General features: G+C 72.9%; 19 protein-coding genes and 2 pseudogenes. 10 read left to right on the top strand and 11 right to left on the bottom strand.

Annotation, left to right across the window (positions count from 1 at the left end):
• Positions 1 to 647: 647 nt before the first annotated feature.
• The 5 genes and pseudogenes from AB0442_RS03240 to AB0442_RS03220 all read left to right on the top strand — a co-directional run.
• Positions 648 to 819, top strand: a pseudogene (locus tag AB0442_RS03240) (transposase); the annotation flags it as partial.
• A gap of 238 nt (positions 820 to 1057) precedes the next feature.
• Positions 1058 to 1489: a hypothetical protein gene (locus AB0442_RS03235; protein ID WP_366160268.1), complete on the top strand. Its 432-nt coding sequence runs from the start codon at positions 1058 to 1060 to the stop codon at positions 1487 to 1489.
• 93 nt (positions 1490 to 1582) lie between these two features.
• Positions 1583 to 2341 carry a UvrD-helicase domain-containing protein gene (locus tag AB0442_RS03230; RefSeq protein WP_366160267.1) on the top strand — a complete coding sequence of 253 codons (759 nt, stop codon included), beginning with the start codon at positions 1583 to 1585 and terminating at the stop codon, positions 2339 to 2341.
• A gap of 35 nt (positions 2342 to 2376) precedes the next feature.
• On the top strand, positions 2377 to 3480 hold the full coding sequence (locus AB0442_RS03225; protein WP_366160266.1) for an ATP-binding domain-containing protein: 1104 nt from the start codon (positions 2377 to 2379) through the stop codon (positions 3478 to 3480).
• Positions 3477 to 5093, top strand: coding sequence for a hypothetical protein (locus tag AB0442_RS03220; RefSeq protein ID WP_366160265.1), 1617 nt, complete (start codon positions 3477 to 3479; stop codon positions 5091 to 5093). Before AB0442_RS03225 ends, AB0442_RS03220 begins: the two co-directional genes overlap by 4 nt.
• A 126-nt stretch (positions 5094 to 5219) precedes the next feature.
• On the opposite strand, the gene AB0442_RS03215 is transcribed toward AB0442_RS03220, so the two are convergent.
• On the bottom strand, positions 5220 to 5936 hold the full coding sequence (locus AB0442_RS03215; RefSeq protein ID WP_366160263.1) for a flavodoxin family protein: 717 nt from the start codon (positions 5934 to 5936) through the stop codon (positions 5220 to 5222).
• 278 nt (positions 5937 to 6214) lie between these two features.
• Positions 6215 to 6502, bottom strand: a pseudogene (locus tag AB0442_RS03210) (flavodoxin family protein); the annotation flags it as partial.
• 215 nt (positions 6503 to 6717) lie between these two features.
• Here AB0442_RS03210 and AB0442_RS03205 point away from each other — a divergent pair.
• Complete coding sequence (locus tag AB0442_RS03205) at positions 6718 to 7206, top strand: glutathione peroxidase (RefSeq protein ID WP_344623375.1); 489 nt, start codon at positions 6718 to 6720, stop codon at positions 7204 to 7206.
• Between the two features lie 92 nt (positions 7207 to 7298).
• Here AB0442_RS03205 and AB0442_RS03200 read toward each other — a convergent pair whose 3' ends face one another.
• Both AB0442_RS03200 and AB0442_RS03195 read right to left on the bottom strand, forming a co-directional pair.
• Complete coding sequence (locus tag AB0442_RS03200; RefSeq protein ID WP_366160262.1) at positions 7299 to 7943, bottom strand: HNH endonuclease family protein; 645 nt, start codon at positions 7941 to 7943, stop codon at positions 7299 to 7301.
• Between the two features lie 195 nt (positions 7944 to 8138).
• A complete protein-coding gene (locus tag AB0442_RS03195) occupies positions 8139 to 8495 on the bottom strand; it encodes a DUF1330 domain-containing protein (RefSeq protein WP_366160260.1) in 357 nt (118 codons plus the stop codon).
• 273 nt (positions 8496 to 8768) lie between these two features.
• Here AB0442_RS03195 and AB0442_RS03190 point away from each other — a divergent pair, with 273 nt between their 5' ends.
• A complete protein-coding gene (locus AB0442_RS03190; RefSeq protein ID WP_366160259.1) occupies positions 8769 to 10859 on the top strand; it encodes an amino acid adenylation domain-containing protein in 2091 nt (696 codons plus the stop codon).
• On the opposite strand, the gene AB0442_RS03185 is transcribed toward AB0442_RS03190, so the two are convergent.
• The 4 genes from AB0442_RS03185 to AB0442_RS03170 all read right to left on the bottom strand — a co-directional run bounded on the left by AB0442_RS03185 (position 10822) and on the right by AB0442_RS03170 (position 15674).
• Positions 10822 to 12210: a hypothetical protein gene (locus tag AB0442_RS03185; RefSeq protein ID WP_366160257.1), complete on the bottom strand. Its 1389-nt coding sequence runs from the start codon at positions 12208 to 12210 to the stop codon at positions 10822 to 10824. The two genes, AB0442_RS03190 and AB0442_RS03185, sit on opposite strands and share 38 nt — an antisense overlap.
• A 92-nt stretch (positions 12211 to 12302) precedes the next feature.
• Positions 12303 to 12893 carry a TetR/AcrR family transcriptional regulator gene (locus AB0442_RS03180; RefSeq protein ID WP_366160255.1) on the bottom strand — a complete coding sequence of 197 codons (591 nt, stop codon included), beginning with the start codon at positions 12891 to 12893 and terminating at the stop codon, positions 12303 to 12305.
• A gap of 91 nt (positions 12894 to 12984) precedes the next feature.
• Positions 12985 to 14916 carry a hypothetical protein gene (locus AB0442_RS03175; RefSeq protein WP_366160253.1) on the bottom strand — a complete coding sequence of 644 codons (1932 nt, stop codon included), beginning with the start codon at positions 14914 to 14916 and terminating at the stop codon, positions 12985 to 12987.
• A 131-nt stretch (positions 14917 to 15047) separates the two neighbouring features.
• The gene (locus AB0442_RS03170) at positions 15048 to 15674 is read right to left on the bottom strand and encodes a hypothetical protein (protein WP_366160252.1); all 627 of its coding nucleotides are present in this window, start codon (positions 15672 to 15674) and stop codon (positions 15048 to 15050) included.
• Between the two features lie 114 nt (positions 15675 to 15788).
• Between AB0442_RS03170 and AB0442_RS03165 the strand changes: the two genes are divergently transcribed.
• Positions 15789 to 16862 carry a nitronate monooxygenase gene (locus tag AB0442_RS03165; protein WP_366160250.1) on the top strand — a complete coding sequence of 358 codons (1074 nt, stop codon included), beginning with the start codon at positions 15789 to 15791 and terminating at the stop codon, positions 16860 to 16862.
• A 15-nt stretch (positions 16863 to 16877) separates the two neighbouring features.
• Here AB0442_RS03165 and AB0442_RS03160 read toward each other — a convergent pair whose 3' ends face one another.
• Complete coding sequence (locus AB0442_RS03160; RefSeq protein ID WP_030273247.1) at positions 16878 to 17108, bottom strand: hypothetical protein; 231 nt, start codon at positions 17106 to 17108, stop codon at positions 16878 to 16880.
• A gap of 156 nt (positions 17109 to 17264) precedes the next feature.
• Between AB0442_RS03160 and AB0442_RS03155 the strand changes: the two genes are divergently transcribed.
• A complete protein-coding gene (locus AB0442_RS03155; protein WP_366160249.1) occupies positions 17265 to 17825 on the top strand; it encodes a hypothetical protein in 561 nt (186 codons plus the stop codon).
• A gap of 165 nt (positions 17826 to 17990) precedes the next feature.
• Positions 17991 to 18359 (top strand): YkvA family protein, encoded by a 369-nt coding sequence (locus tag AB0442_RS03150; RefSeq protein ID WP_344627514.1) that lies wholly within the window; start codon positions 17991 to 17993, stop codon positions 18357 to 18359.
• 18 nt (positions 18360 to 18377) lie between these two features.
• On the opposite strand, the gene AB0442_RS03145 is transcribed toward AB0442_RS03150, so the two are convergent.
• On the bottom strand, positions 18378 to 18944 hold the full coding sequence (locus AB0442_RS03145) for a GNAT family N-acetyltransferase (RefSeq protein ID WP_344627515.1): 567 nt from the start codon (positions 18942 to 18944) through the stop codon (positions 18378 to 18380).
• Positions 18945 to 19079: 135 nt separating this feature from the next.
• Entirely contained in the window at positions 19080 to 20015 is a 936-nt protein-coding gene (locus tag AB0442_RS03140; RefSeq protein WP_366160247.1) for a Gfo/Idh/MocA family oxidoreductase, read from the bottom strand.
• Positions 20016 to 20040: the final 25 nt, after the last annotated feature.

Genomic DNA, 20040 nt, shown 5'->3' with positions numbered 1-20040 from the left:
CCCAGGTTGCGCACCAAGAAAGCCCTGTGCTGCCGCTCTGCAGATTGTCTGCATAGGAACGCAGATTCGCGATGTACGGATGCCCGGGACCCCACGCCGCGACAGCCTCGGCCGCGGCGGGGGCCACCGCCTTGGGTGTCGCCTTCTGTGACGCGCCCTTGCCGCCGACGCGGACCTCGGCCTCCGTCAACTGCCGGTATCCCGGGGTCTTCGGCCCGGCGACACGTGCTGCCGCTGCAAGCGTGGGCCGATCAGGAGCAGAGGCGCCTCCAAGCTTCCCTGCCTGTTCCTGCTTCTGCTTCATCGTCAGCACGGGCGGCTCCGGCGTTGCCTTGGGCGGCTTGCCAGTACTCGACGAAGGACCGGCCAGACCCAGGCCGGGACGCGCCGAGGCTGCGGGCGCGCCCCCGCTGGCCACGAGCGCCGCCAACAAGACAGACACGACCAATCGGCGAATATGGTCTTTCACGCCGCCATCAACCCCGCTCCGTGTAGGAAAAATTGCACGCACCCAAAGGCTTGAGCGATGTTCGTCTAGGAAGTCACGGCGCGAGAAGGGAACGAATGACGCAGGCCGAAATTCGACCCTTCGTGTCTCAGACCGCGTTTGAGATCTGCCGTGCCATGAGGCAGGCGAGCAGTGGGCACTGGTGGAGCCGTTGCTGCCACCAGCCAGGGTGGGGCCGAAGGGCGGACGGCGGGGAGAAGCACCCGCGGCGGCGGATCGTGGACGCGATCTTCTACGCGGTGCGGACCGGGTGCGCGTGGCGGCAGCTGCCGAAGGATTTCCCACCCTGGCCGACGGTGTACTGGTACTTCACCCTAGGCACCGGAGACCGAGGACCAGCAACACGTTGGCGTCTCGCCCGGGGGCATCCCCGCGTGAGCGGGGACTTTAGGGAGCCGAAGCCGCTGCAGCGGCGCGGAAGCCGGAACCCTACGCTTCCACAACGAATGTGGCTTTCCCGGCCCGACGTACGTGCACGCCCTGGTAGGCAAGGTGGCGGCTGCAGGCGGGTGGCCGCGTAGTGCTGCCCCCGCAGGAGGGGAAGCGCACATGAGCACGTCATCGAGGTTGGCTGTCATCGCCACCGAACAGCGGGCGGTCGACCGTGCGTACGCATGCTACGAAGCCAAGCTCACCGAACTGTCCGGCGACGCGTCGGCCCGGGCGGCAGCCAGCGGAAAGGACGGCATCACGGCCAGGGTGGAGTCCTTGGCCAGGGCGGAGGCGTTCCGGCTGGAAGACGAGAACCTCGTCACGATGCGGGTTGACACCCGGTCGGACGAGACGGGTGAGCCGGAGGGCTTCTACATCGGACGTCGGACAGTGCACGATGCCGAGACCGCGACACCGTCGTCATCTCCTGGACAAACGAGCTCGCCACTGCGTGGCGCCTGGCCACGCCGGACGCCCCGGGAGAGGTCCGGTTGCGGCGGCGGCTGGACTGTGACCAGCGGAGGGTCCGGGACTATCGCGACGAGATAGCCCCGCCGGTCCCGGCCGCCACCGGCGCGGGGACGGGTGTGCCGACCCCCGGAGACGTCTTCGCCCCCCGGCTCCGGCCTCCGGCAGCCCGCCGTGGACGACCTGCTGCTCCGGGACCTCGATCGCGCCCGCCGCAGCCGCATGCGCGACATCGTCGAAACCATCCAGCCCGACCAGATGGCGCTGGTGGCCGGCCCGTCCACGGATGTCTTGGTCGTCCAGGGCGGTCCGGGCACCGGGAAGTCGGCTGTCGGCCTCCACCGGGTCACCTGGCTCGTCGACAACAAGCGCTTCCAGGCGCAGGACATCCTGGTAGTCGGCCCGCACCGGAGGTTCCTGGAGTACGTCGGTAGGGTCCTCCCCACCCTGGGCACGCGCAACGTCACCGCCGTCGAGCTCTCCCTCCTCTGGGATGGGACGGTGCGAGCCGAGGACGCGCCGCCGGTGCGGCGGATCAAGTCGGACGAGCGCATGGCGGAAGTGCTGCGACGCAGGGTCGAGAGCAACTGCCGGCCGGCCGCCGTCGATGCCGCCATCACCGCCGGAACTGACGAGCACCACGAGCCGATGTTCACCATCGTCCTGGGCAGCGCACCCCTGAGGGTTCCGGCATCCGAGGTCCGCCGCGTCTTCGAGGCCGCCCGCAGCGGGCCCGGCCATTACCGGGCCCGCCGGGACCGCTTCCGCGACGTGTTGGTCGACCTCCTGCTGGCCGCGCTGCGGCAGGGTTTCCCCCAGCGCGCTCGTGACCGGGGCGTTCGGCAGGGCATCGAGCGCCATCGCCAAGTGGCCGCGCTCGTCGAACGCGCTTGGCCTCCCCTGAGCCCGGAGGAGGCCTGCGGAGCCTGCTGAACTCGTCGGGCAGGCTGGCCGAGTGCGCTACCGAAGTGTTCGACGCGGCAGAGCAGGCGCTGCTCTCACGCCCGGCCGCCGAGCGTGCCGAGGACGAGCCGTGGACCTTGGACGACCTGGTGTGCCTGGAAGAGCTACGCACCCTCATCTCGGGTGATACGCCGCAGCGTTACCCTCACATCGTGGTGGACGAGGCCCAGGACCTGACTCCCATGCAGGCCCGATCACTGCGGCGACGCAATCCGAAGGGGTCGATGACGGTGCTCGGCGACCTCGCGCAGGCCACCGGACCGCACAGTTATTCGAGTTGGGAGCGGATCGGCCGGATCCTGGCGGGCGAGGGCGGCTGGCACCTCGAAGAGCTCACCACCAGCTATCGGGTGCCAGCGCAGATCATGGAGTTCGTCGCTCCGCTCGCGTGGGCAGTGGCCCCCTCCGTTCCTTTCCCGGCTGCGGTGAAGGAAGCGGACGGGGAGCCCGTGCGGATCGTGGAGACGACGCCTTGGCAGCTCCTCGCCGAGGCGGTCGCGCACGCGGCACGACTGGCTGGATCGGACGGTCACATCCAGCGCTCGATCGCCTTGGTCGTTCCTGAGGATTCGGATTGGCTCCAGCAGGTCCGGCTCCTGGTCGACTCCGCGGAGGCGATGACAGACGAGGTCCGGGAAGCGGTGACCGTCCTGACCGCCGGTGAGGCAAAGGGCATGGAGTTCGACCACGTCCTCGTACTGGAACCCGCGACCATCACGGCTCGCGGGGCCGAGGGTCCGCGTCAGCTGTACGTGGCCCTGACCAGAAGCACCCAGACACTGATGGTGCTGCACACCTCTCCCTTGCCTTCGGTCATGCTGCCAGCCGCCGATCTGTCACCATCCGTTGGACCGGACGATGCCGCCCCGGAGTCCCCCTCCGACCCGGCGCAGGGCTGTGTCTGCTCGCGCTTCCATCTCGACGGGGAGCGCTGCGAGCTGCCACGAAGAATGCCGACGGCTGGTGCCGTGACAGTTCCTGCGGCGGTTTCCGGACGAGCTCGATTCCGGACCGGGCGGCACCTCGCTTCTTGCCCAGGGTGCCTGCCGACGCCGACCCAGGGGCCGGGCTGGACGCGACGGAAGCGTTCCTGGGCAGGCTCCGGGTGACCAGAGCCGCTGTGCGGGCCTTCGTGGCCGCGCACAGCGGCAGCGACCAGGAGGCCGAGGCCGAGATCCGTGGCGTGATCGCCACGTTTCTGACTGATGGACGCCAAGCACAACAGACGGACGGCTACCGACTCGTCGATCTCAACGGCTACCGGTTCGTCCTGAGCCACGACGGAACGGCCCTGACCGGCTACCGGAGCATGCACGGCGAGCGGAGCCCGGCGCAGTACCTGGCCGGAGTCCCGTCCCGGTACAGGTTCTCCAGGCTCGCTGTCACCGACCGCGGCCCGGCTCTCCAGGACGTGGCGGCGGTACGCGCCCTGCCGGTCGAACAGATCCAGGTGAGCGCCGAAACCCGAAGCGCATTCGCCGACCTCACCTCGGACCGGCCGGATCAGACGGACGTCTTCCTGGACCGGCTCCGCAACGCGCTCGCGGCAGACCTGTCCGGCGGTCACATCGAGACCCAGCCACGAGGTAATCACCTCGTCCTCGGCTCCTCTCGCACCTGGAACCTCTCACCGGACGGCAGTTCGGTGCTCTTCGTCCGCAGGCCCACCCCGTTGGACGCGGAGACCCTTGCCGCGGTCGGTCTGGGAGAGGCGGACGAACTCGCACCCGGTACCGAACTGCGGGTACGCGCCCTCGCCCATGGCGACCACTTCCACTGGAGGGTCACCCCGGTGCCGGAGGACCGGCAGCGGCGGTACCTCCTGAAGCTGAGGCCCGATGACCGAGTGCCCGGGGCCGGGCAGGAACTGGACGTCTGGGTCGTGCGACGCCGCTCCGGCGTATATGTCGTGTCGGCGAGCGACTTCGGGCGCCACGAGATCTCCGAACGCTCGGCCGAGCGGTGCAGGAGCGCGCTGACAGTGCTGACTGCCATCGGTGGCGACTCCCCGACCGAACCGCCCCACGCCAGTGTCTTGGCACTCGACGGTCTGGTCAGCTGCTGCTTCCGCCGCGACCAGGCCGACTGGCTCTCCGTCTGGCGGCTCCTGGGATCCCCGTCCTCTGCCGACCTGACGGTACTGCGTGACATCTCCCGCAACCTTCCGGACGCCGTGCAGTCAGCGGACGCAACCGAGCTGGAGCAGCTCGGCGAGGTGCTGCAGAGCAGCGGCTGGCTGGACCGGGCGATCGCCGCCCTGGCAAAGCTCGCGGGCAAGGACTCTCCTGAGGTGTCTTCCGTGGCCGCGCCAGCCACCGTCCTGACGGCCGAGCTCGCGGCTGCGGCCGAGACCGACCGGACGTGCCTCCAGCACGAGGCGGTACGCCACCAGCTCATGGCGGCTCTCTTCGGGGCAGGCCACAAGCCGCAGGACTCGTCGATCGTCGATGTCCTCCGGCCCGGAGAGCAGGGTCCGATCGTCTACGAGGTCCTCCCAGCCGGCCATACCTCGTACCACGCCGTGCGGTCCGGCGCCGTACGTGTCCGGGAGATCGGACAAGTGGTGGGCGGGACTCCCGAGCGGCTCCATGTCGTCCTCACCTCGCCGCCCGACGAGCCGTGGATCCCCGACCTCGTCGAGCGGGTCCTCGGCATCTCCGTCCTCTGGCCCTCGGCCAGCGGCTGGCAGGGCCCGGGAAGCTCCTCCGCCACCGACGACTGAGCGGCTGGTCGTCCGGTACGAGCGCCCGACCGCGAGGTTCCGCCTCGGGTACTCGAGCGGTCGGGCCTAGGGTGGCCAAGTCCGCCCATCGACCGGCTTCGTCCCTTAGCCCGGGCTCCGCTGATCTCAGCGGTGTTCGGGGTTCTCGAAGTCGAAGCGGCAGCCCGCGTCCCACTCCGAGCGCTGGTTGCCATGCGCCGGGATGCCGCCGGCGTCCTTGAGCATCCGGGCCAGGTGCAGCAGGTTCCACGTCATGAACGTGGTGTTCCGGTTGGTGAAGTCGTTCTCCGGGCCGCCCGATCCCTCGTCCAGATACGACGGGCCGGGACCGGCCGGGCCCACCCAACCCGCGTCCGCCTGCGGCGGGATCACGTAGCCGAGGTGCTGCAGGCTGTAGAGGACGTTCATCGCGCAGTGCTTCGCGCCGTCCTCGTTCCCGGTGATCAGACAGCCGCCGACCCGGCCGTAGTAGGCGTACTGGCCCCGCTCGTTCAGCAGCGACGAGCACGCGTAGAGCCGCTCGACCACCTGCTTCATCACCGAGGAGTTGTCCCCCAGCCACACAGGCCCAGCCAAGGTAAGGATGTCCGCGGACATCACCTTCGAGTAGATGACCGGCCACTCGTCCGTCTCCCACCCGTGCTCGGTCATGTCCGGCCACACGCCGGTCGCGATGTCGATGTCCACCGCCCGCAGCACCTCAACCTCGACGCCCTGGCGCTCCATGATCCCGGTACTGATATCGATCAGGCCCTGTGTGTGGCTGCGCTCCGGGGAGCGCTTGAGCGTGCAGTTGATCACCAGGGCACGCAAGTCACCGTAGGACGCGGCGGTGTCGGTCATCGAAGTGTTCCTCCAGGTCAGGTTCACAGGTCGCATGACGGTGCTGCGATTCGCTGAAGCGCTGAATCAATGAACAGGTGTGAGCTGCAAGAGACAGCTATGAGTCGTCCGACTCGCCAGCATGGGCTCTGCTCCCGCAGACTCGGTTGGTCCGGCCGAAAACGCCGGGTACCGTCCAAGGCACCGGGAGAGCGCAAGACCGTGCAGCACCACCGGTATGAGGGCGGCGGCCGAAGACCCCGGCCAGTCACCCACTCATGAGGTGTATCCCCGACTCAGACCGGGCCGCACAGCACCAGGATGTCGGCGGACATCACCTGGGAGTAGATCACCGGCCACTGGTCGGTCTCCCAGCCGTGCTCGGTCATGTCGGGCCAGACGCCGGTGGCGATGTCGTGGTCGACGGCGCGCGGCAGTTCGGTGGTGACGCCCTGCCGTTCCATGATCCCGCGGCTGATGTCGATCAGGCCCTGGGTGTGGCTGCGCTCCGGGGAGCGCTTGAGGGTGCAGTTCACGAAGAGGGCCCGCAGGTCCTCGTAGTGGGCGACGCCGTCGGGGTTGGTCATGGCGGTCAGCACAGCACACGTAGGGCGACCGGCCGAGCACCCTCCGCCGTCCGGGTGGCGGGGGCGCGTCGCCGCGGCGGCGCGCCGGTGGGTGCGGGAACAGATCGGGTCCGCGCCGGGTTGTGCCCTGTGACGCATCCCGTGCGCCGCGTGCCGAAGCCTCGTGCCGAAGCCGCACGACAAGCCGCACGACAACGCCCCGAAGGGACCCTCCGTTGAGCCTGTACGACATCCCCCTGCGCACCCTCGCCGGTGAGCCGACCTCGCTCGCCGACCACAAGGGCAAGGCGCTGCTGCTGGTCAACGTCGCCTCGAAGTGCGGTCTGACCCCGCAGTACGCCGGGCTGGAGCGGCTGCAGCAGCGCTACGCCGACCGCGGCTTCACGGTGCTCGGCTTCCCGTGCAACCAGTTCCTGGGGCAGGAGCCGGGCAGCGCCGAGGAGATCCAGACCTTCTGCTCGACCACCTACGGGGTGTCCTTCCCCCTGTTCGAGAAGATCGACGTGAACGGCGAGGAGCGGCACCCGCTGTTCGCCCGGCTGACCGAGGTGGCGGACGCCGAGGGCACGGCCGGCGACGTGCAGTGGAACTTCGAGAAGTTCCTGCTGTCCGCGGACGGCACGGTGGTCGGCCGGTTCCGTCCGCGCACCGAGCCCGAGGCGGACGAGCTGGTCGCCGCGATCGAGGCGCAGCTGCCGGCCTGAGGCCACGGCTACGTCCGGACGCCCGGGCGCTCCCACCCCGAGGGAGCGTCCGGGCGTCCGCCCTCTCCGGGCACGGAGCGGACGGGGACGGCTCAGCAGCCGTTGAGCACCGAGGTGAGGGCGGACTTCTCGGCGCTGTCGACGGACAGGCCGTAGTAGTACTTCACCTGCACCCAGGCGCGGACGTAGGTGCAGCGGTAGGAGGCCTGCGGCAGCCAGGTCGACGGGTCCTGGTCGCCCTTGGAACGGTTGGAGCTCGCGGAGACGGCGATCAGCTGCGGGCGGGTGAGGTCGTTGGCGAGGTTCTGGCGCTGGGCGGTCGTCCAGGCCCAGGCGCCGGAGCGCCAGGCCTCGGCGAGCGGCACCAGGTGGTCGATGTCGAAGGTGGACGCGCTGGTGGTCACCACGTTGTCGTAGGCGGAGGTCCAGGTGCCGGCGGTGGCGGCGCAGGCGGAGTCGGTGGTGACGCCGACGCCGTCCCTCTTCAGCACGGTCTCACGGGTGTTGCAGGTGCCGGAGATGGTGATCCAGTGGGGGAAGAGGGTGCGGTCGTAGGTGGACTCGTGGGACTCGGCGGCCACCGTGAGGCTCGCCAGGTAGGTCTTCGCGGTGCTGGTGGAGACGGGGGTGGGCAGTGCGGCCTCGGCGGTGCCGGCACTGGTCATCAGCGCGGTGGCGGCGAGGGCGGCGGCGCCGAGCGCGGCGGCGGTGCGGCGCAGCGGGCGTATCGAGCGCATGCGTGACTCCAGGGATGGGGGAAGCGCGAAGAGCACCCGGACGGACTGGTTCCGGGCGCTCAACAAGCTTGCTGCTCCCAGGGTTTACGCGAGTAGACCGAGGAGGTTAATTCTTCGCGGCGGGCGTGCGCACCGCGCGCGCACGCCACCGCCAAGATCTGATGGACAGTCAGTCCGCTTCGACCGGACGGCCGGTCAGGCTCCTCCGTCGCCCTCGTGGGCGGGCAGCAGCTTGGCCAGCGCGTCCTCACCGCGGTAGCCCTCCCCCACCCCCTCGACGATGATCAGGTCGGCGGTGGAGTGGTCGGTGCGCAGGGCGATGATCTCCCGGTAGACGGGTGAGTCGTACCAGGCGTGGGCGCGCTCGCCGTCCGGGAAGGCGATGACGATGGTGTCGCCCGACCACTCCCCCTCCAGCACCCGGTAGGCGCCGCCGTGGACGACGAAGCGGCCGCCGTAGGGCTCCAGGGTGGCGTCGATCCGGCGCAGGTACTGGACGATGTCCGGGCCGAAGTCGATGGCGCGCATCCGGGCGATGGCGTAGGCGGTCATGGTGGTCCCCCTCGGGTGCGGTGTCCGGTCCGCCGGTGACGGCTGCCGGTGGACTCCACCGTAGGCGGCGGGAGTTGGCGCCGCATCGGTCACCCATCGGTAGCCCGTCGGCACCCACCGGTAGCCGACGCAGGTCCGCGGCACGTCCCGATCCGGTGACGGACCCGCAACTACCCGGCGCTCCCGGCCGGTCACCCTGGCGTACTGGCTGCACACTGTCAGTGGGGGCGGGCAGGCTCAGGGCGGTACCGCCGACGAGGGAGGGGTTGGACCATGCAGGGGGAGGCGCAGACCGTGCACGGCCTGTTCGAGGAGCAGGCGGTGCGCGCACCGGACGCATCGGCCGTGGTCTGCGGCGAGGTCCGGCTCACCTACGGGGAGTTGGACCGGCGGGCGAACCGGCTGGCCCGGCACCTGGCCGGCCTCGGGCTCGGCCCGGGCGGCTGCGCCGCGGTCGCGCTCGGCCGCAGCACCGAACTGATCACGGCACTGCTGGCGGTGCTCAAGACCGGTGCCGCGTACGTGCCGTTGGAGCCGACCGGACCGGACCGGACGATCCGGCACGTGCTGGCGGACGCGGCTCCGGCCGTGGTGGTGACCGAGGAGGTGCACCGGGTCCGGCTGGCCGACTCCGGCGAGGGTGCGCTGCTCTGCCTGGACACCTCGGCGGCCGCGGTCGCCGCCGAGGACGACGGGCCGCTCGCCGTCGGGCTGACGTCCGGCGACCCGGCCTGCGTCTTCTACACCTCCGGCTCCACCGGGCTGCCCAAGGGCGCCCTGGTCGAGCACCGCAATCTGCTGCACTCGCACCGGGGTTGGTGCGAGGTGTACGGGCTGACCCCGGCGGACCGCTTCCTGCAGACCGCCACCCTGGAGTTCGACGTCTTCACCGCGGACTGGATCCGTGCCCTGTGCACCGGCGGCACCCTGGTGATGGCCAAGCGCAACTTCACGCTCGACCGCACCGCGGAACTCTCCGAGCTGCACCGGCTGGTGGTCGACGAGCGGATCACCGTGATGGAGACCAACGTCCACACCGCGCGCCGCCTGCTCGACCACCTGCAGCCGCGCGGCCTGGAGCTCGGGGCGCTGCGGCTGCTCACGGTGGGCGCCGAGAAGTGGTACCTGGACGAGCAGTTGAGGATGCAACGCTACCTCGGCCCCGGTGTCCGGGTGATCAACGTGTACGGCGTCGCCGAGGCGGGCGTCGACAGCACGTACTTCGATCCGGCGGACCTCGGCGGGGACGTGGAGCAGCCCGAGCGGATCTCCCTGATCGGCCGGCCGTTCCCCGGCAACGGCGTGCACCTGATCGGCCCGGACGACCGGCCCGTCCCGGACGGCGACATCGGCGAGATCTGCCTCACCGGGCCGGGCGTCGGCCGCGGCTACCCGCGCCTGCCCGACCTGACCGGGTCCCGCTTCGCCTTCCTGCCCGGGATCGACGACCGCGCGTACCGCACCGGCGATCTGGCGCGGCGGCGCGCCGACGGGCTGCTGGAGTACATCGGCCGGGACTCCGGGGCGGGCACCGCGAACGCGGCCGAGGCGGAGGCGGTGCTGCGCGGCCACCCGGAGGTGCGGGAGTGCGCGGTGACCGCCCTCGGTCCCGAACAGGGTTCCGCGAAGCGACCGTTGGTGGCCTACGTGGTCGCGGCGGAGGGCACCCGGCCGGAGGCCTCCGCCGTCCGGGAGTACCTCGCCGAGCGGCTGCCGAAGCAGCTCGTGCCGGAGGCCGTCGTCCCCGTCCCGGCGCTGCCGCGCACCCGCGCCGGGAAGCTGGACCGAGCGGCGCTGCCGCTGCCCGCGCCGCGCGGCCACGCCGACGGCGCGGGCAAGAGCTCGGGCAAGACCTCGGGCTCCGTCAAGGGCGGTGGCGGCCGGGTCGAGGCGGACGGTTTCACCCGGGGGTGCCTGGTCGTGCTGGTCGTGGTCTTCGCCTTCTTCGGCAGTGCGTCCCTCACCTCCACTCTCTGGCCGGGCTCCACCGACCTCTCGGCGGTGCCCGGGAGCTACACCCTCGCGTTCTCGGTGCTGTACGGGGCGGAGTGGCTGGGCTTCGCCCTGGGAACGGCGTTCCTCCTCTTCGGGCGCCCCGCGGTCGCGCGGCTCGGCCGGGGGCCGGTGCTCACCCGGTTCACCCATCTCGCGATCGTCTGGCTGCTCGCCGCCTGGTGGCCGCAGGACAACATGTACCGGCTGACGAACCCGACCGACTGGGGACGGCAGGCGTTCATGGTCTACACGTTCAACGTCACGCTGATCGTCGCCGCGGCGATCGTGGGATCGTTCATGCTCTCGCAGGGGTCGGCGGCCGCGCGGACGGTCACCGGGCGGCGCGGCCCCTCGGAGAACGGGCGCTGACGCCGGGCACGCCGGGGGCGACGGCGTCGAAGGGGTCGGCGAGGGCCTCGCAGGCCGCCCGGGCGACCGCCTCCGCCGCGTCCAGTGCGTCCAGGGCCGTCACCGTGTCGGGGGCACGGGCGGCCAGGGCCACCCCCGCGGTCGGCAGTTCCTCCCAGCTCGCGGTGGGGATCGTCGGCAGCAGGCGCACACCGAACCGCTCGCAGCGCTCGGCGAGTTGGGCCAGGTGCGCGAGCAGCGCCTGCTGCGGCAGCCGGGCGCCGAGCGGCAGCATGTCCAGGGTGCGGACCCGGTGGCCCGGGCCGTGCACCGCGTCGAGGCGGGCCGCGAGCACGAAGGCGACGGCGGGGCCGGTGAGCCGCAGGTTGGCCTCGGTCGGGGCGAGCCGACCGGCCGGGTCGGTGACGAAGTCGACGTCGTACCAGCCGCGGTGGCCCGCCCGGGCGAGTTCGGCGCCGACGGCGAGGCCGAACGCCTCCGCGGTGGCGGCCGCCCGCGGCGGCACCGCGCCGGGGCCTGCGGTGGCGCCCCGGTAGCTGGTGCCGTCGACGTGCATCACGGCGGTGCCGACCGGGTGCACGGTGCCGTCGTCGGCGATCACCGCGTCGAAGGTGAGGTTCCGCAGCCGGCCCCGCCCGGGGACGTACTCCTCCACCAGCAGTCCGCCGCCGGGCGGCAGGACGCCCTCGGCGGCGAGGCCGCGCAGCAGCGCCCGGGCGCCGCCTGCCGCAGCGGTCTCCCGCGGGGTGACGACGGCGGTGCCGTACCCGCCGACGCCGTGGTGGGCCTTGAGGACGGCGGTCTCGCCGCGGCGGGCCAGGGCGGCGAGCAGCCGGGCGGCCCGCCGGGCCGAGCGGGCCGGTCGCTGACGGGGCACCAGGACGCCCGGGTGCCCGGCCGCGGTGCGGGCGAAGAGCTCGTGCGAGGCGGCCTTGGACTCGTAGTGGTGGACGGCCTCCAGGCCCGGCCCGGCGGTGCGGCCCCAGGGGCGGACGGGCAGACCGAGCCGCTCGACGCCCTCACGCAGGGCCGGGCGGGCGGCGAGCGTGCCGCGGACGGTGCCGTGCTCGTCTGCGAGTCCGGTGTGCAGCTCGACCGGACCCCAGGCCAACTCCCGTGCCAGCCAGGCCGTCCACTCCGCGTCGGGTTCGCCGGGCAGCAACAGCGCGGCCGGGTCGGGGGTGTAGAAGGCGGCGAGGCAGGAGTAGTGGTGGGCCTGTCGGCGGGCGGCCGGGCTCTGCGGGACGAACTGGGCGTTGAAGTCGGCGACGTCGCCGATGTGGACGGCGCGTCGTCCGCCGTCCGTCCAGGCCTGCTGCCACTGCGATGCGTCCACCTGCCGGGTCCCCATCGGTCGAGCCTACGGCCCCGGCCGGACCTCGCACGGCGTGTCCGGGCGGAAGCCGGAGGGGCGCCGCCCAGCCGGAGCCGGCGGGGCCGCGCTCAGTCGGACCGGACGAGGCGCTGCACGGCGGGCCAGAGGCCGTCGAGCCGGGCCGGGTCGTCGGCGAGCTTGGCGAACAGCACCGCGCCCTCCAGCTGGGCCACGACCGCGCGGGCCGTCCCGGTGTCGGCGGCGACCGGCGCGGTGGCGGCCGCTTCGGCGAGGACGCCCTGTACCAGGGCTGCCTGCTCGTCGAAGATCTCGGCGAGCCGGGTCTGGATCTCCGGCTCGCGGCCGCTGAGTTCGAGGGCGAGGTTGCCGAGCAGGCAGCCGCGGACGCTGCCGCCGCCGGCCTTGTCGGCCCGCTGCGCCGCCGCCTGGGCGTCCAGCAGGTGCCGCAGGCGTTCCAGCGGAGGCCGTCCGGGGGTGCCCAGCAGGGTCTGCCAGACCTGCCGCTGCTGCGTCCAGTGCGCGTCGACGGCGGCGAGGGTCAGCGTCTGCTTGGAGGCGAAGAAGTGGTAGAAGCTGCCCTTCTTGACCTCGGCCCGGGCGCAGATCTCGGCGACGCCGACGGCCGAGTAGCCGCGGGTGTGCAGCAGGTCGCCGGCGGCGTCGAGCAGTCGTTCCTGTGCCGTGCTGCTCCGTCCCATGCGGCGAGTATACGGTCGGTCAACTACTCCGCCCGCGGCATGCCGGTGCCCCGGACCGGGAGGTCCCGGTCCGGGGCGTCCGTACGTGCGCTCAGTGTTCGGCGGTCGGTTCCTGGTGCCACCCGGAGTTCCGGTCGACCCGCAGGACGAGGTACTCGTCCGTCTCCTGGTTCTGCGCGTGGTCGACGGACCGGTAGAGCAGCCGGTGCTTGCCCTCGCCGGTCACCACGATCGGGCCGGTGTAGGTCTGCCAGCCCCTGCTGTCGAGGTTGTACTCGGTCATGGCGACGCCGGAGAGGTCGTCGGTGGCGGTGAGGACGACCCGCACCTCGCCCTTGTGGCCGCCCTCGCCCTGGTGGCCGCCGTCCTTGTGCGGGTGCGCGCTCGTCCGGGCGGTGGTGACCGGCGGGGTGACGTCCACGGGGAGGTCCATCGCCTCGTCCTGGGGCGTCGCCTCGTTCTCGACGGTGGGCGCCGGGACGCCGGCGGACTCTGCGCCGGAGTGCCCGACCGCGCCGCCGCGCAGGACGAGGGCGTTCCAGTCGTCGTGCCCGGCGAGCGCGGTCCGGCTGCCGTCGCCGTTGACGTCGACGGCGACCTCGGTGTCGGAGATCCGGCCGTCGCAGTTCCAGTCGACGGTGGCCTTGCTCGACTGGACGGTGACGAACTTGCCGACCGTCCCGTCGATGCCGGGGCAGAAGTGGCTGACGTCGTAGAGCGGGCTGGTCGGCGGGTAGACCCGCTCGTCCAGGGCGGTCTCGTTCAGCGACAGGTCCTGCCGCGAGAAGTCGACGAAGCCCTTGGTCGTCCCCACGGTCAGGCCGAACTGGTAGCTGTAGTTCATCACGCTGAAGTACTGCGGCTCGTGGTTCGGGACGTCGGAGTCGCCGCTGTGCCGCAGGCCGAGGTTGTGGCCGAGCTCGTGCATCAGCGTGCCGGCCTGCTCGTCGACGGTGCCGACGTTGTCGGTGAAGCTGCCCAGGCTGACGATGAGGTCGCTGCCGGGCGTGCCGGCCGAGATCCCGCTGGAGGAGGAGCCGGACTCCAGGTTGTGGGCGGAGATCGCGTAGTGGAAGATCGGCCCCCGCGCGGTGCTGCGGAAGCCGCCCGTGGCGTTCTTCAGCGTGGTGAAGGCGTCCCACTGGTAGAGGCCGTTGACGGCGGTGCCGAGGTTGGCCGTCTCGGTGAGCTGCCTGGCCCGGCTGAGGGTGCCCCAGGTGGTGTTGGTGGTGAAGTTCATGATGCTGGTGGGCCCGGCGTCGATGTGCAGGTTGATGCCGGTGCCGGTCTGCCCCCGCTTGTTGTACGGCGCGTTCTTGAAGGCGTCCACGACCTTCTTGATCGCGGCGGGGTCGATCGCGTGGCTGTGCGCGGTGCCGGCCATCCAGTCCAGCTGGACGAAGACGTCGGGCCGGTTGACGTCGGCGCCCATCGCCTTGAGGTCGATGAACTTGGCGCCGCTGCCGTCGCCCGGGTCGAGGGTGACGCCGTTCAGCTTCCACGCGTCCGGGATGCCGTCGCAGGTCTTGGAGTTGCAGTCGAAGGTCCAGCGGACGGGGGTCTGCGGATCGGTGCCGCCGGTGCGGCCGATCACGTAGCCGGTGGGCGCCGACTCGGTGTAGGCGTTGGCCCCGGTGAAGGGCACGTCCCAGCCGATCCGGGTGGTCGCGCCGTTCTCCCCCTGCACGGTGTAGTCGACCGTCCCCCTGGTTCCGTACGCGGAGTTGCACGGCCCCACCGACCAGGTGGCGGTGGTCCCGGCGGGGATCGTCGCCGGTGCGAAGGGGATGAGGCACCCCTCGGGCACGTTGACGGCGAAGCCCGTCAGGTCGCGGTCGCTCTTGTTCTCGAACTGCACGGACACGGTGCCGCCGACTCGGCGCGCGGCCGCGGCCGGTGTGATGGCCGCGGCGACGGTGAGCAGGGCCAGGACCAGGACGAAGAGCGCCGCGAGCCCCCCTCGCCGGGGCGCCCCGGCGAGGCCCGGCCCGTCCGGGGCGGCGAGGGAACGATCTGCAGTCATGCCCGTCACGCTAGGCAGGACATTGACGACACTCCGTCACGACTCGACGGAGTGTCACTCCGACGGCCGCCACCGACCGCCACGGCCCGCGAACGGGCGGGTGGGCCGGCGGGCGCGGCGACGGGCGGGCCTCAGTGGAAGACGATCGCCCGTCCCGTGGCCAGGCTCTGCCGGCAGGCACCGTGCAGCACGTACCAGGCGAACTGCTCCGCCTCGTACGGACCGCCGGCCGTCCCGGCGGCGCCGGTGTCCGCGGCGGCGTCGGCGGCCTCGGGGCAGATGCCGATCGCCGGTGCCAGGCGCCGGAGTTCGGCGAGCAGCTGCCCGGTGGAACCGACCATCCCGCCGCCCGCGACCGCGGCCTCCTCCGGCAGGAACACCGGATCGTCGAAGTCGGCGGGCACGTAGTAGCCGGCGCAGTCCGAGTGGCAGAGCAGGTGCGAGGAGAACATCAGCGCCTCCTCCTCGACCTCGCCGCGGTCGCAGTCGTACTGCTCGGGGTCGGTGCTCGCGGCGGGGGTGACGGCACCGCGGCGGCGCAGCACGAACGCCCGCCGCAGGTGGTGCAGGTACCCGTAGGGGAAGCCGCCGCTGTGGGCGGCGCGACCGGTGCCCGCGGGCGCGGGCTCCTGCCAGTCGACGCCCTTGGCCTGCAGCGCGTCGGCGAGCACGGCGAGTTCACGGGCGTGGTGGGCGGCGCCCTCCGGGTCGTGGCGGTCGAGGTCGTCGAGCAGGCCGACGGTGATCGAGAGTCCCATGGACGGACACGGTAGGGCCCGCCTCCGACACGGCCGGGTCCGGGGCGGTCACCACCAATAGTTGACCGGTCGTCTAGCATGACGGGAACGTCGACAGCGAGGGAGCGCATCGTCATGAACACACGCGCCGTGGGCCGGTTCTGCGAGCTGGTGGGCCTGGAGCACCCGGTGGTGCAGGGCCCGTTCGGCGGAGGGTCGTCGTCGGTGGCCCTGGCCGCCGCCGTCTCGGAGGCCGGCGGACTCGGCTCGTTCGGGGCCCACCACCTGCAGCCGGACGCGCTGACGCAGCTGGTGAAGGACCTCCGCGCCGCGACCTCCCGGCCGTTCGCGGTCAACCTCTGGGTGCCGCAGCCGGGCGAGGGCGAGACCCGCGCCACCGCCGAGGACGTCGAGCGGCTGCACCCGTACTACGCCGAACTGGGGCTGCCCGACCCGTCCACCGAGCTGCGCCGGCCGGACTTCGACGAGCAGGTCGACGCCCTGCTGGAGGCGGCTCCGCCGGTGATCAGCCTGGTGATGGGCCTGCCGCCGGAGCGGCTGGTGGCCGGGGCACGGCGCCGCGGCATCCCGCTGATCGGCACCGCGACCACCGTCGCCGAGGCCGAGGCGCTGGAGCGGGCCGGTGCCGACGTGGTGGTCGCCTCCGGCAGCGACGCCGGCGGGCACCGCGGCGCCTTCCTGGCGCCGGTGCGCGAGTCGCTGGTCGGCACCTTCTCACTGGTACCGCAGGTGGTGGACGCGGTCCGGGTGCCGGTGGTGGCGGCGGGCGGGATCACCGACGGCCGGGGCCTGGCCGCCGCCCTGCTGCTCGGTGCGGACGCGGTGCAGATCGGCACCGGCTTCCTGGCCTGCACCGAGTCCGCGGCGAGCGAGGTGCACCGCCGCGCCCTGCTCTCGCCGGAGGCCCGGACGACCGTGCTCACCCGGCTGTTCTCCGGCCGGACGGCGCGCGGCATCGCCAACCGCTTCGTCCGCGAGATGGCCGCACACGAGGAGACCGTCCCGCCCTATCCGGTGCAGAACGCGCTGATGCTGCCGCTGCGCGCCGAGGCGGCCGCCCGGGGCAGGTCGGATCTGGTCAACCTGTGGTCCGGGCAGGCCGCCGGGCTCGCGGTCGGCGGAGCCGCCGCCGACTACCTGTCGGGGGTGCTGGCGGAGGCCGGGCGGCTGCTCGGCCGTCCGCTCTGACCCGCCGACGGTCGGTCAGGCCTCGCCGGGGTGCCAGGCGGGCCACTCCCACGGACGGTCGACCCAGTGCACCAGGACGGGGTCGTGCGGGTCGAGCTCGGGGAAGGCGTGCTTGACCTCGGGCTCGAACTCCTCGGGGGCGAGCGGCTTCCAGCCGCTGCCCTTGAAGTGAACCAGCCGGTAGCGGCTGTCGGTGCGGAACTCGGCGACCTCGACCAGGGGCTCGGTGGTGCTGTTGCTGTTCATGCCCCCCAGCATCGTCCGGGGCCCGGGGGCGCGCACCCGCACCGCACCACCGTGTCCGCCGCCCGGTGCCGTTCCGCGCCGGCGGGCCGCCTCGTTGGGCACGGCGGGCCCCGCCGCGACCCGCGGGGCGGCCCGCCGCGCGGACGGGAGACCGGGATGGACGAACAGTGGAAGGCGCCGTGGACGTACGGCTGGGAGACCCCGGAGCCGCCGCCCGCTCCCCCGGTCCCGGCGCGGCGCCGGCCGCGGAGGGCGGTCGGCGCCGCGGCGGCCGTACTGGGCGGGGCGGCCCTGCTCGGCGGGATGCTGGCCACCTGCGGGCCCGGCGGCCCGGACGGATCCGGTGAGCTCACCGGCGTCCTGGCCAGTGCGGCCCCGCCCGCCGCCCCGGCCGCGTCCGTGCCGGCCCCACCCTGGAACGGGAGGCCCGCCGGCCCCTCCCCCGACGGCACCGGCGACACGGCCGCCGCATCGCCCACGGCCGACCCGAGCGCGGCCCCCTCGGCCGAGGACGTCCCGGCCGCCGCCCCGAGCCGGACGGCCCGACCGGGCCCGGCCCGCTCACCCCTCCACCCCCGCCCGGGCACCCGTCCCCGGGCGACGGCCGTCGTACCACACCCCACCACGATCAAGGTGTGCGCCGAGGCGGAACGCCAGGGCCAGTGGGCACCCGGCTCCGAACGGGCCAGGATCTGCCGCAACCTCTACGGCGGCTGAGCCCCGGCGGTCACCGGGGGAGGAGGGGCCGCGGGAACCGGCCGGACTCCCCCGTTGTCCTGGCTGACACGGGGGAAGAAGACCCTACGGCGGAACGGGCGGCGTCCCGTACCGTGGATCGGCGGGCGCGGCAGGCGCGTCCCACCGGAGAGTGAGGAGGACGCCGTGGCCAAGCCCGTTCCGAAGCGGTTGCAGGGGATCGACCGGGCCGCGGTGTCGCGGTCGGCGTGGGGCCTGTACCGGGAGACCCAGCGGCCGGGCGCGCCGGGGCTGGGAGCCCGGGTCGCGGCCACGCCCCGGCTGGTGCGCGACGCGCTGACCGGCCGCTACCCGGGCGTCGGGCCGGGCAAGCTGGCGGCGCTCGCCGTGCTGTGCGCGGTCTACCTGCTGAGCCCGATCGACGCGGTGCCGGACATCATCCCGTTCGTCGGCTGGACGGACGACACCGCGGTGCTGGTGTGGTTCCTGGCCGGCCTGACCCGGGAGTCCGGCCGCTACCTGGAGTGGTCGCAGAAGCAGGTCCGGGCGGACTGAGTCCGCCCGGCGGCCGCGTCAGAGCGCCTTCACCAGGCGCTCGAAGCGCAGGTCGGGGCGGAGCGGGACGCCGAAGCGCTCGTCGCCGTAGGGGAAGGGCTCGTACTCGCCGGTGCGCACGTAGCCGCGCCGCTCGTACCAGGCGATCAGGTCGGCGCGCTGCTCGATGACGGTCATCTCCATCCGGTCGATGCCCCACTCCTCGCGGGCGTGCCGCTCGGCGCGCTCGAGGACGGCACGGCCGATGCCGCCGCCCTGCATCGCCGGACGGACGGAGAACATGCCGAAGTAGGCGGCGGCGCTGCGGCGTTCCAGGTGGCAGCAGGCGAGCAGGTCGCCCTCCGCCTCGGCGAGCAGCACCACGGACCCGGGGCGGGCGACGACCTCGGCGACGCCGGCCTCGTCGGTGCGCTGCCCGTCGAGCAGGTCGGCCTCGGTGGTCCAGCCGGCCCGGCTGGCCTCCCCGCGGTAGGCGGACTCGACCAGGGCGACGACGGCGGGTACGTCGGCCGGTCCGGCGGCACGGAAGGCGGGTTCGGGCTGCACGGGCTGCTCCGGGGTCGGCGGCGGGCTGGTCCCTGCCATCGTGCCATGCGCGGGTGTGCGCACGGAAAGGGCGTCGGGGTGGGTGGGTGGTACGCCGGCGGCGGGTGGGCGTGCGCGGCCGGGGGCGGGCGCTCCCGGGCGCAGCCTGATGGTGCATCAACGCAGCGCCCGAGGTCAGGCCCCGGTGGTCGGGGGCTGCGGGGTGACGGGGAGGGGCTGCAGCGGGACGGTGGCGCGCTCGGTGAGGGACTGTTCGGCTGCGGCGAGGATCTCGACCACGCGCAGGCCGAAGGCGGCGTCGCAGGGGTGCGGCGTGCCGCTCCGCGCGGCGGCGAGCAGTCCGTCGACGGCGTGGCCGAAGGCCTCCACGGGCGGGACGCCCGCCTCGGGGAGGCGGTGCACGCCGGCCTCGCCGCGCAGTTCGAGCGCCACGCCGGCGGCCTGCGGGGGTGCGGTGAGGCTGACCGTCGTGCTGCTGGACGCGCCGCCGGTGTGTCCGATCACCAGGTGCACGGTGTCGGCGGGCCCGGCGGCCGCGGTCACGGTGGCGGCGTCGCCGAGGACGGGCAGCAGCAGCGACAGGGCGTGCGGGCCGATGTCCCACAGTGCGCCCTTCTCGCGCCGCCAGGGTGAGGCGGCGTAGGGGCTGTCGGTGGTGAAGACGGCGCCGAGCCAGTCGCAGCGGGCGGTGAACCAGCCGTCCCGGGCGGCCTGCTCGGCGAGCCAGCCGACGCGTTCGCCGCCGAACCGGAGGGTGAAGAAGACCACCGAGGCGAGCCGGCCGGCGGCGACGGTGTCGGCGATCCGTCGGGCCTGCGGCACGGTGAGCGCGACGGGCTTGTCCAGCAGCAGGTGCCGGCCGGCCTCGGCGGCGCGCAGCGCCAGCTCGGCCTGGGCCTGCGGGGCGAGCGCGACGGCGACCGCGTCGACGTCGGCGATCAGCTTGTCGGCGTCCTCGTAGGCCGGGACGCCGTGCTCGGCGGCGATCTCGGCGGCGGCCTCGGGCCGGCGGCCCCACACGCCGGCGAACTCGACGCCGGGGTGGCCGGCCAGTGCGGGTGCGTGCACGCCGCGTGCCCAGGGACCGGTGCCGAGCAGTCCTATCCGCATGGTGTTCCCTGTGCTTTCTCGGTGT

The organism is Kitasatospora sp. NPDC085895, assembly GCF_040702125.1.
Classification (GTDB): domain Bacteria; phylum Actinomycetota; class Actinomycetes; order Streptomycetales; family Streptomycetaceae; genus Kitasatospora; species Kitasatospora arboriphila.
This window is presented reverse-complemented; position numbering and strand designations above follow the sequence as displayed.